This window comes from Enterobacter cloacae complex sp. 2021EL-01169, from assembly GCF_020733125.1.
Lineage (GTDB): Bacteria > Pseudomonadota > Gammaproteobacteria > Enterobacterales > Enterobacteriaceae > Enterobacter > Enterobacter roggenkampii.
In genome coordinates this window covers 21,261-31,257 of record NZ_JAJFTC010000024.1, presented here as the reverse complement: position 1 = coordinate 31,257, position 9,997 = coordinate 21,261, and the positions used below count along the sequence as shown (strand labels likewise).

11 protein-coding genes are annotated in these 9,997 nt (G+C 44.9%); 4 read left to right on the top strand and 7 right to left on the bottom strand.

Annotated features, from left to right (window positions below):
- Positions 1-241: 241 nt before the first annotated feature.
- The 4 genes from LLF79_RS25475 (at position 242) to LLF79_RS25460 (ending at position 2,468) form a co-directional block, all read left to right on the top strand.
- On the top strand, positions 242-559 hold the full coding sequence (locus LLF79_RS25475; protein WP_000785965.1) for a hypothetical protein: 318 nt from the start codon (positions 242-244) through the stop codon (positions 557-559).
- A 22-nt stretch (positions 560-581) separates the two neighbouring features.
- A complete protein-coding gene (locus LLF79_RS25470) occupies positions 582-887 on the top strand; it encodes a hypothetical protein (protein ID WP_001100610.1) in 306 nt (101 codons plus the stop codon).
- A gap of 44 nt (positions 888-931) precedes the next feature.
- The gene (locus LLF79_RS25465; RefSeq protein WP_000285959.1) at positions 932-1,603 is read left to right on the top strand and encodes a serine protease; all 672 of its coding nucleotides are present in this window, start codon (positions 932-934) and stop codon (positions 1,601-1,603) included.
- A 457-nt stretch (positions 1,604-2,060) separates the two neighbouring features.
- Entirely contained in the window at positions 2,061-2,468 is a 408-nt protein-coding gene (locus tag LLF79_RS25460) for a hypothetical protein (protein ID WP_001371904.1), read from the top strand.
- 50 nt (positions 2,469-2,518) lie between these two features.
- Here LLF79_RS25460 and LLF79_RS25455 read toward each other — a convergent pair whose 3' ends face one another.
- The 7 genes from LLF79_RS25455 to LLF79_RS25430 all read right to left on the bottom strand — a co-directional run bounded on the left by LLF79_RS25455 (position 2,519) and on the right by LLF79_RS25430 (position 9,979).
- Positions 2,519-2,902 carry a hypothetical protein gene (locus LLF79_RS25455; protein ID WP_233144839.1) on the bottom strand — a complete coding sequence of 128 codons (384 nt, stop codon included), beginning with the start codon at positions 2,900-2,902 and terminating at the stop codon, positions 2,519-2,521.
- Entirely contained in the window at positions 2,805-3,020 is a 216-nt protein-coding gene (locus tag LLF79_RS27005; RefSeq protein ID WP_122966916.1) for a hypothetical protein, read from the bottom strand. The genes LLF79_RS25455 and LLF79_RS27005 overlap by 98 nt, the downstream gene beginning before the upstream one ends.
- Positions 3,002-3,916, bottom strand: a complete 915-nt coding sequence (locus LLF79_RS25450; protein WP_116326030.1) for an IS5 family transposase — start codon at positions 3,914-3,916, stop codon at positions 3,002-3,004. The genes LLF79_RS27005 and LLF79_RS25450 overlap by 19 nt, the downstream gene beginning before the upstream one ends.
- Before the next feature lie 496 nt (positions 3,917-4,412).
- Positions 4,413-4,799 (bottom strand): hypothetical protein, encoded by a 387-nt coding sequence (locus LLF79_RS25445; protein ID WP_000367710.1) that lies wholly within the window; start codon positions 4,797-4,799, stop codon positions 4,413-4,415.
- Positions 4,800-4,988: 189 nt separating this feature from the next.
- The gene (locus LLF79_RS25440) at positions 4,989-5,504 is read right to left on the bottom strand and encodes a hypothetical protein (RefSeq protein WP_000228894.1); all 516 of its coding nucleotides are present in this window, start codon (positions 5,502-5,504) and stop codon (positions 4,989-4,991) included.
- A gap of 563 nt (positions 5,505-6,067) precedes the next feature.
- On the bottom strand, positions 6,068-9,403 hold the full coding sequence (locus tag LLF79_RS25435) for a hypothetical protein (protein WP_000502666.1): 3,336 nt from the start codon (positions 9,401-9,403) through the stop codon (positions 6,068-6,070).
- Positions 9,404-9,625: 222 nt separating this feature from the next.
- Complete coding sequence (locus LLF79_RS25430; protein WP_000769182.1) at positions 9,626-9,979, bottom strand: hypothetical protein; 354 nt, start codon at positions 9,977-9,979, stop codon at positions 9,626-9,628.
- Positions 9,980-9,997: the final 18 nt, after the last annotated feature.

Here is a 9,997-nt window from a genome sequence, read left to right as displayed (position 1 = left end):
TAAACACTCCTGAGCTTTCTGCGCTCATGATATGCCTCCCGGTAGTTTAAACGGACCAGTGAAGCTTACCATAGCGCGGACATCTGAATTGAGCCACAGGCGGACATTACTATTGAGCCATTACAACTTAAGTGCGCATAATCAGGATTATGTAAGATCAGCGTTAAGTAGTCGATTTATTTGAAAGTGACGTCGTCTTTAAGTTAAAATCACCTATAATCAATACCTACTGGAGCAGCTCATGGCTGACACCTACCTCCCCCCGGGCTTTAAAAAATGCAAATCATGTCAGCAAGTTAAACCCTTTGAACAGTTTGGAAAAGAGCTCAAGGGCAAGTTTGGCCTCAAGAGTAAATGCCGAGCGTGTATTAGCGAGAAAAACAAAACGTACGCAGCAGGCCCAGGGGCCGAAGTAAAGACGCAAAATAATAGGACCTACCAGGCAGAAAACAAGACTGAGCTCGCGGAGAAAATGCGCGTTAAGCGTGCGAAAGAAAAATTTGGTGATCGCTATAATTCCTACCTCGCTTCTTTAGAGTCCATGAAAAAACTCAAATAATGTAATCGCCAACGGAGGAATAATGAATGTACATCTGAAATATGATACGATAAAGCACTATCACTTTGATTGGCTAACGCCTGCTGGCGACTATCCTAATTCAGCGGTTATGCTCGTAGGTTTCCGTGATGGGCGCTGGATTATTGTTCAAGAGTTCGGAAATGATTATAGCTGCTTCGAGGGCGTTCTGAAGAATGGTGATGATCTTAATACGGAGCCTAAATTCTATTCCGACTTAGAAAGCGTAGCGGTTGCTGCTTTTGGCATGATGAAGCAGATATATCCCCAGTACCAAGATAGCACGTTAGAAGAATTCCTCGCTGGATAAAATATTCTAGAAACCAAACTCGCCTTATTCGAAGGAAACTGACTATGTATAGAAAGGTTTTAGCTCTTTCAGCCTTACTGATTTCTGCTTGTTCCACCGATAATCCTCATAAACAAAGTATGCACCACAATGATTTTGAGCTTTCGGACTCAGCTGTAAAAATTCAAATCAAGTCTGGAAATAAGACAATCTCCGGCTCAGGTACTTGGATCGATGAACAACATATTCTTACAGCTTCACATTTATGGCTTGATGCAAGCAAGGATTATAGTCTAAGTATAATAACAAGGAATGGGAGCCAACCAGCAACAGTTATCAATATTGATGATCCTAAGAACCGGGACCTCGCTCTTTTAAAAGTAGAAAAAAATACTATTGTCAAAGCCCCACCTAATTGGAAGCTTCCAGTATGTGATAATGTTCTAGCTCCAGGTGAGTCTGTTTGGGTTCTATCGGGAATGTATAATACGCTTTCAAATACGTATGCTTCCCCCGACTCAACCTACTATTATAAAGGAATAGTTGGTTCTGATGGTTTGACTGCTTTTTATCAAAATGGAGTTAGTGGAAGCGCTGTGTTAAACCAATCTAAGAGTTGCTTATATGGTGTTGTGAGTCAACAAGACATTAAAAAGATCAATGTCTATCAGATATATATTACGAAGATTACTACAAATGAAATTATACGCGGATTCATAGGTTATAAAAATAATTAAATGAGCGTAATCTTACAACAGGCAATTCCGACGTTATCTGCGTTGGTCTACCTATCTGAACCTTTAAAAGGAACGTCTATCATGTATAAACTTTTACCCGCAATACTAGTCTTTCTTTCGGTGTTCCTTGGACTAATCGCTCTACTCAGTGCTATCAAAAATGGTTCTGATGAATTGGCGGTATTCCTCAATACACTTTCGGCGTGGTTCGCTGCTTTAAGTAAGTTTTATTCACTTAAACTGTATAAAAATAGTTAGCCTGTGAATCCAAATACAGTTGACAAGTATCCAGCACTGCCCCCGTGATTTATTCAGGTTAGAAGCATTCCCGGAGTGCAGGCTGGGATTAGAAAAGTTACTTTTCTTACGATGTACCAACCAATAGGGCACGACTTATCGTAATGCCTAATTACATATTACCTGTTTAAGTCGATCTAATAATTTCATTGGAGCAGACATGTCCCCGGAATTGGTATCAGGCATTGCACGAGTGGCGCATGAAAAGCTACTTTCAGTTTTGACGGAGTGCGGCACAAAGAAGACGAAAGGCACATGCCTTTTTGCAAGCTATCTTGTATGTTATTTAGCAAAAACTAAAGGTCTAGATGCTGTTGTTCGTGGGGGTAACGGTGCAGATGATGGCGGTATATTTACAGAGAGTGGTGGCTTTGGCCATTATTGGTGTGAATTGAACTTCGAAGAAGTGCAATATTATATTGACATCACTTCCGAGCAGTTTGGGTTTCATCCATACATAGTGAAACGCGTCAACGATATAACAGGATGGCCACGATATATTCCTGGTGATCAGGAAACGGTCGATAGTCATTTAGAACAATTATTACGCGACGGCTATACAGAATAGGCTGCGTATACACTATCGCAGCCTTTCAGGCTCTTAACCCTTGTGACCAGTTAACGGAACCACTCAGGATGACGCTGCCGATCAACGTTGATAACCTGCGAATTAAATTCAACGACATCCGCTGGAGTAAGCATTAATTCATCAGGATTTACAATAAATGGTCTTAAAACCACTTCGCCACCGTCTTCTTTTGCACCGTAGATATTAATAAGAAAGTGCAGTCGTTGATTTCCGTCAGCATTGCGTTGCCATTCTCTAAAAGTCAAAGTCTGTTTAATATAGTTTGTTAAAAGAAATGCGAATTCAGATTCTTCCGTTTGTGAGATACCGTTTTTGTTAGACATTTTTTTTAGTATCTTTCCGAGCATGGATACACAGGCATCTAGGGAAGGTGCGAATAAGCAGGTCATTTCTTCCCAAGCTGACTCGCTGATTAAAATTTCGCGGATCTGGGCCGATTTTTTTCCCGCAAACACATCGAATCAGCCTATTTAGGCTATTTTTTCCACCATTTCTGGCGTTATTTCCGGTTTTTACTGAGATCTCTCCCACTGACGTATCATTTGGTCCACCCGAAACAGGTTGGCCAGGGTGAATAACATCGCCAGTTGGTTATCGTTTTTCAGCAGCCCCTTGTATCTGGCTTTCACGAAGCCGAACTGCCGCTTGATGATGCGAAACGGGTGCTCCACCTTGGCACGGATGCTGGCTTTCATGTATTCGATGTTGATGGCCGTTTTGTTCTTGCGCGGATGCTGCTTCAAGGTTTTTACCTTGCCGGGACGCTCGGCGATCAGCCAGTCCACATCCACCTCGGCCAGCTCCTCGCGCTGTGGCGCTCCTTGGTAGCCGGCATCGGCTGAGACAAATTGCTCCTCTCCATGAAGCAGATTACCCAGCTGATTGAGGTCATGCTCGTTGGCCGCGGTGGTGACTAGGCTGTGGGTCAGGCCACTCTTGGCATCGACACCAATGTGGGCCTTCATGCCAAAGTGCCACTGATTGCCTTTCTTGGTCTGATGCATCTCCGGATCGCGTTGCTGCTCTTTGTTCTTGGTAGAGCTGGGTGCCTCAATGATGGTGGCATCCACCAAAGTGCCTTGGGTCATCATGACGCCTGCTTCGGCCAGCCAGCGATTGATGGTCTTGAACAATTGACGGGCCAGTTGATGCTGCTCGAGCAGGTGGCGGAAATTCATGATGGTGGTGCGATCCGGCAGGGCGCTATCCAGGGATAATCGGGCAAACAGGCGCATGGAGGCGATTTCGTACAGGGCATCTTCCATGGCACCGTCGCTCAGGTTGTACCAATGCTGCATGCAGTGAATACGCAGCATGGTCTCCAGCGGATAGGGCCGTCGGCCATTGCCCGCCTTGGGATAAAACGGCTCGATGACAGCGGTCATATTCTGCCATGGCAGAATCTGCTCCATGCGGGAGAGGAAAATCTCTTTTCGGGTCTGACGGCGCTTAGTGCTGAATTCACTATCGGCGAAGGTGAGTTAATGGCTCATGATGTCCCTCTGGGATGCGCTCCGGATGAATATGATGATCTCATATCAGGAACTTGTTCGCACCTTCCCTAGACTTAACGATGTTAAAATTTTGGTTGTATTAAAATCCTCCTGCGAAAGTGAAATCATCCATGTATTATCTTTATGATAGTCGGTGATATAAATAAAATGAGATGTAAAAGGCGTTGAGTGATTGAACTCTCCTAAGTTCCATCCATACTGTCTCACTGTATTTGAGCTAAGTTCTTTGTCGGTAATGTTCATAATTCATACCTTTCGATAAAGTCTGTAATGATAATTAGCTATCTCAAAGGCCCAGAACAACTCTTGAAATAACCTCACTCGAAGAATTTATCATATTGAACACCCCTACCTAATAACCTTGCCGACTTAATAAATCACAATAGCCCTCCCCTGTCATTTTAAAACGCTACTTGAATTTTTGATAGCTTATAGTTGTTTTACGTTCTTTGTGATACTCATATGTCATCTTCTCTTTCCAGTACCAATCTTGTAAATCCTGCAAGTCTAGCCCATTTTTCTCACGTATGCTTTCGTGTAATTCGCTAAGCGCGAGTTTATCATTAGGTTTATAAATGGCTAATTTTTCTTCAAATAAATCCAGCCAACGTTTCCCCATCTTTCGACGCAAAACAAACACCATCGTGATAATTGTACTGAAATGCACAGCAATTAGTTCCAACTTATGCGATTGCTGACCAGATAAAATTACTATTGTAACAACAGGGATGGCCGTATATAAAGCAATCAAAGCGACCATAAGTTGATATGGTTTTTCCCGTATTACCATGTCCATGGGTAAACCAGAGGACGCTACTGCTTGCCAAAATCTTAAATACCTTCCGATGGACTTAAACCTTTTCCCGTTTTTATGCATAAACCTGTTTTTATTTACTATCATGTTAGACCTCTATTTTTCTGTAATTCTAGAAGAATGTTACCTTAACCCTTAACAGGGATAACACCGCATGTATTATCTCCATAATCAAAGCGCAGGGCCGGTAATAAAAAGTACCATACCATCGATGTGTAGTTCGTTCAGTGCATCCCTGTCCGTGGATAGCTTTCTAATGTTGTCAGGAGTTGCATCAATCGGGTATAAATCTTGCGTCAGTTTGACGAGATTCTTCTCAGTGCAGGTAAGACCGCCTTCAGCGAGAGTGCGCAGGTAATCACTAAACACGACTTCTTTTTCATCAGAGGTAAGTCGCTCGAAGTACCCCATATGTTCGGACGTGAAATTCTCATCTGCAATACTTCTCACTACTGAGATGATATCCGACCTTATGACCAACTCCCGCACCGCAGCATAAAAAATCCTGCCGTAATGTCCTGACACGTTTTCCTTTGCGAGCCACCAGCGCTCATCCGTGGTAACGGGTACTGTGGTCGGGGATGCCAGTAGCAGAACGGGGCTTAAACCGGATCGCGATAACCCTTCAGCAAAAGCTTCTTCAGGAAGACTGCTAACAGGCTTGCCTTGATAACGTGCTTCTACCATCTATGCTTCTCCTTTCTGATGTAGGCATGACTGCCTTCTATTTAAGCAATCAGTAAACCGGATTGAGCTGAGCAACGTTATCCTTCTCCCATCATTGCTTGCCACTTTTACCATAAGCGCCAAACAATTAGCCCCATTATTCCGGTTGTAAACTGAACCTTAACACTAACCAGTATGAATCGGTCATCTGGGGCAAAGTGTCCACCGGGTTGAAGTAGCCAGGTTGTTAGCGGCGGATGGAAAGCCAGTACGAATCCGTAAACTATAAAAGCCAAGCTCAGTAAAAGAAGGAGCATGCGCCCAATACGTTTGAGTTGATAAGATAAACTCGCGCTAGTTTTTCGTGGGGGTACGATATGGTCTTTCAACACTGTCTCCTTGCCAGCAAATGCCGAAGCGCTGGCATAAAGATTAAACAATTTTTATGCCAGTTACTCCGGCGAGATGGGTGATAATCCTCGTTGCCATCATAAAGCCTTATCTCTTTCAAATTTGAGCGATAAGGGGTCTTTGAGCCTGTAATGGCTTTTTGTTTGATGTTTTGATGCACCTGCCCCCGCGTTTTACCATGACCGAAGTACATAGCGGCTCACACCTTCTGCTGGCTGTTGCCACTCGCTATTCTCCGTTGACGGTCTGAGGCGCGTCGAGCCCCGGGAGATGTTTTTCATCGCCTGCTCAAGAGTGTCCATCCTGTAGGTTTTGATGTTCACCCCTTCTTCAGAAATAGGCCCCAGCAGTTCCGTAACCTCACGCTCACCCTGATAAATATCGACCCACTGTGTAATATTCACCTTATCACCATTCGCATCAATGCCACGTCGGTTAAAGTGGTCAATTTCAAACTCACACACGGTTACCGGTACCAGCCCCTCCGGGCGCGGATACCCGAGTATTTCATCAAAACCAGGTTCCCCTTCATCAGTGACCAGATCAGGCGTCAAATAGAGTTTTCCGTTACGGGAAAAATGCGCAACATGGCAGGACCACTGGTCATTTAACATCGTTGGCATGCTTGTGAACATTCCTGAATACCACCGTCTGGCATTATCAACTGATTTGGTGACGAGGATTTCATCTGGTACTTCCCCGTTGTCCATGGTGTAAAAACTGAGAGACAGAGCGGTATTTCTGCGTGAAAGTAGCTTTTCTTTATTGACCTCTTTATTTTCAAATTTGGACAGGTATTCCTCAAGGAACAGCGCCTGCAACTCGGGTGTCGGCGCTTTCTGATAAAACCAGTCGGCCAGGTCTTTAGTGCCAATATAGATGAGGCTGGCTTTACCTTTTTCGCTCTTGACCGCAACAGGAGCCATTAGGCTTACTTGCTGTACGTACTCACTGGTTTCATTGATACTTTCATAGGCCTCAATCCACTGGCCAAGCAGATTGGTGTAAATCACCGGATCGTTCAGCTTTAAAAACTGCTTAAGAGCCTGAGCGCCACGGGAGCATGTATCAAAATAACGCTGCTTCTCTTCGAAGCTTTTGAAAGCAGTCTTTTTGCCCGACCATGTGGCCACCAGCTGTTCATCTTCGAACAGGGTGTTTTCAGCTGGTAAGAAGTGTTTCATTTTCGCAAAACGTTGATGAGTGACGTTTAAGACATTTCGGGATGTAGCAAGTACCATTCGATGAACCCAGGCATGCCCTTCCATCCGGTTGTCGCATTCAAAATTTGCTGGTGCGGCATATGCAACAAGTTTCCCTGAAGCATTTACCGATAACCTGACCAGCTCATAGCCTTTGCTGCTAATAAAATTACGAACCCCGGGAAGATGTTTGAGCCCCACATCAGCGAGCATATAGAGCTGGTTCAGGAGCTCTTTGGAGCCCTTCTCTGTACTCATGGCAGCTTCCAGCGTCGCCCCCCTGTTATCAGCTCGCCAGGCTACAATGCATCGATCTATCAACTCTGATCTCAGATTAGGCTGGCCAATATTTCCATCGGCCAGAGCCTGGCTCAGCATCTGCCGGTAAGGTTCTTCTGCCTCACGCTCGGCACGAATATAATTTAAAGCCATCTTGAAGAAGCGAATGTAAAACAGGTGATTAGACCTGAATTTACGTCTGTGAATGTACCATTCGAGCTCCTCCGCTTTAATGGTATCCATGCACAGGAAACCCAGTTCAGCATCATTCCTGCTGGACTCCTTAAATAAAGACAAATTCACCTTACAATTGAAATCTCGATCCGTTGAGTATCTGTTTACTGTTGCGTTGACACAGATATCGTCTCCCTGACGGAATGCAATAACCGGCTCATAGTTTTTATGGGTTCTCCCAAGCCATTTATAGCCAGAGTAGCTGTTGTCTTCCTGAACTGCTCCTGGTGCTGTCACTGGGTTCATCAACGAATCCCAGTTGCACATTACCCGGGATCCGGACTGAAGGCATGAGTTTGCCTGTTCAAGATAACTTTGCAGAGACGGCCGTGTCTCAGCCATACCCAAAAGGCCAGAACCGTCTTTGTCGTGCAGAAATTGGAAGTACCGTTCCTGGAACTCAAGGCTCAGAAAACTGTAAGGGGTATTGGTATCATAGAAATCACCAAATAGTTTGAGCCGGTGATCGAGGCCGCAGATAAGGATCAGGAAACGACGGTAGTGAAGTGCCATAAGATCATGCTGCTTCAGTCGGTCGGTATAACTGACGTCCTCAAACTTTATGGTGCTGCCATCAATCCCCTGGAAATGTGCTTCCTGTTCGCTGGCGGAAGGGAATAGCTGCGAAGCCCCAAGATGGCTTTCTACCGAAGAGTAAACCTGATGAATATTTTGACCGTCCCGGACCAGAAGGAATACAACCCGGTTCCTGTCATTGCGGACATGATTTTCCCAGGGATCGCGGTAATCGATATAACGTCGTGTTGTGGCCATACATACGATGGAACGTTCGGACGGAAAAATCTGCTCCACCAGCCCGGGGCTGGTTCGTAAAGTTTCATGAAATTTTTCCATATCAGAGAAGTCGAACCAGCTATCGAGATCGCACCATACGGCCAGCTCTTCATCCACCATCAGCTTTGCCTGAACGACCTGGAGCGGGAGGTGTGATGGAGCGGATTCACCCTTCACGATATTCACTACCTCAACGTCTTTGCCGGTATACAGTTCCAGACTGCCAACGCCATCGTGGATTTTCTTCACATATTCCATGGCTTCTTCTGTAGTGGCCAGACTTGCCGCTGCAACTTCCTCGAAATAGGGCAGCATTCTTTTGCTGGCATTAGCGATTGCCTGCGTTCGTTGTGTGATGATTTTGCTGATGGCTGTGCTGATCTGCCCTTCTTTTAAGGCCGCTTCTCTGATTTGTTCAATGCGGGTATCTGAAATACCAGAGGACAGAGCATTTTGAACTGATCCAATCGCCAGTGAGGTTACCGCCTGCTGCTCTTGTGGGGGCACTAACGCAACGCTAAGGCCCGTCACAGGGTTTTCACGGTCATCTGTACCTAATTGCTCAATCGCAAGGTCACGGAGCCCCTGAGCATCGCTCACGAGGGCTGTAAGCGATGCCTGTAGGCTATTCACTTCTTCCTGAGCTTGTCTGAGTTCAGCATCCCGGATTACCTTATGGTCGGGTTCAAATACAAAACTGGACAGAAAATCCTTAACCAGGAAGCGATGCTCTCGCATTTCTTTGCCACGTTCCCTACGGTTGCCGCTGCTGTCTTCAGTGACAATAGCTACAGTCTGACCGTAAACGCGGGGATGGGCGCGTAGAATCACTGTGTGCAGCTTATCTTCAACGTAACGCAAAGACGTAATGAGCAGCGTATCCCCTGCCACAATACCCTCTTCAGGGATGCTGTCAGTGGACGTCCAGTACTGACCCGCCAGCAAAGAATGAAATCGCTCTAAACGGTCAATGTTATTTTTGCTGACCAGGTCACCCATATACCTTTCCTTCCAGATTCGTATGTTAGGTGAATCATACCAGATTGCACTTACCGTCTAATAACTCAAAAAACACCAACTTCGGCATTCACTAGAAATGAATCCGTCCACTATTATTCATTAATTAAATAGATTCTTAGATATGAATAGCGCATTGCTTTTAAAGCAGGTTTCGCAAAGGGTTAAAAAAGGCTTCTTAAGTGAAGCCTTTAATAATAAATGCTACTTATCTTCAGAGGGATACATTTCCCAGTATTTATTACGTACATTAACAAGGCAATGGTCTGCTGTTTCTGAAGCGCCTTTGTCGCGGTTTACAAAGGCTTCTGCAACTTCATCCAACTTATCCGGTACCGTATTTAATGGTAATGCCTGCTTCAGGTTGGTGGTTACCAGTTCCTTTGCTTTATCATGATTAAGTTCAGTTCGGATGCTTGCATCTTTACAAATATCATCAACCTTACCATCAAGAATAATGTTTGGGATAGGTTCGTTTTCAACTTTATGTGTAGTATTAGCAGAGGAGCCAAAAGCGACTGACATCATCGCACACAGCAGAATATTTTTTAATTTCATAGTTCACTCCATTATGAC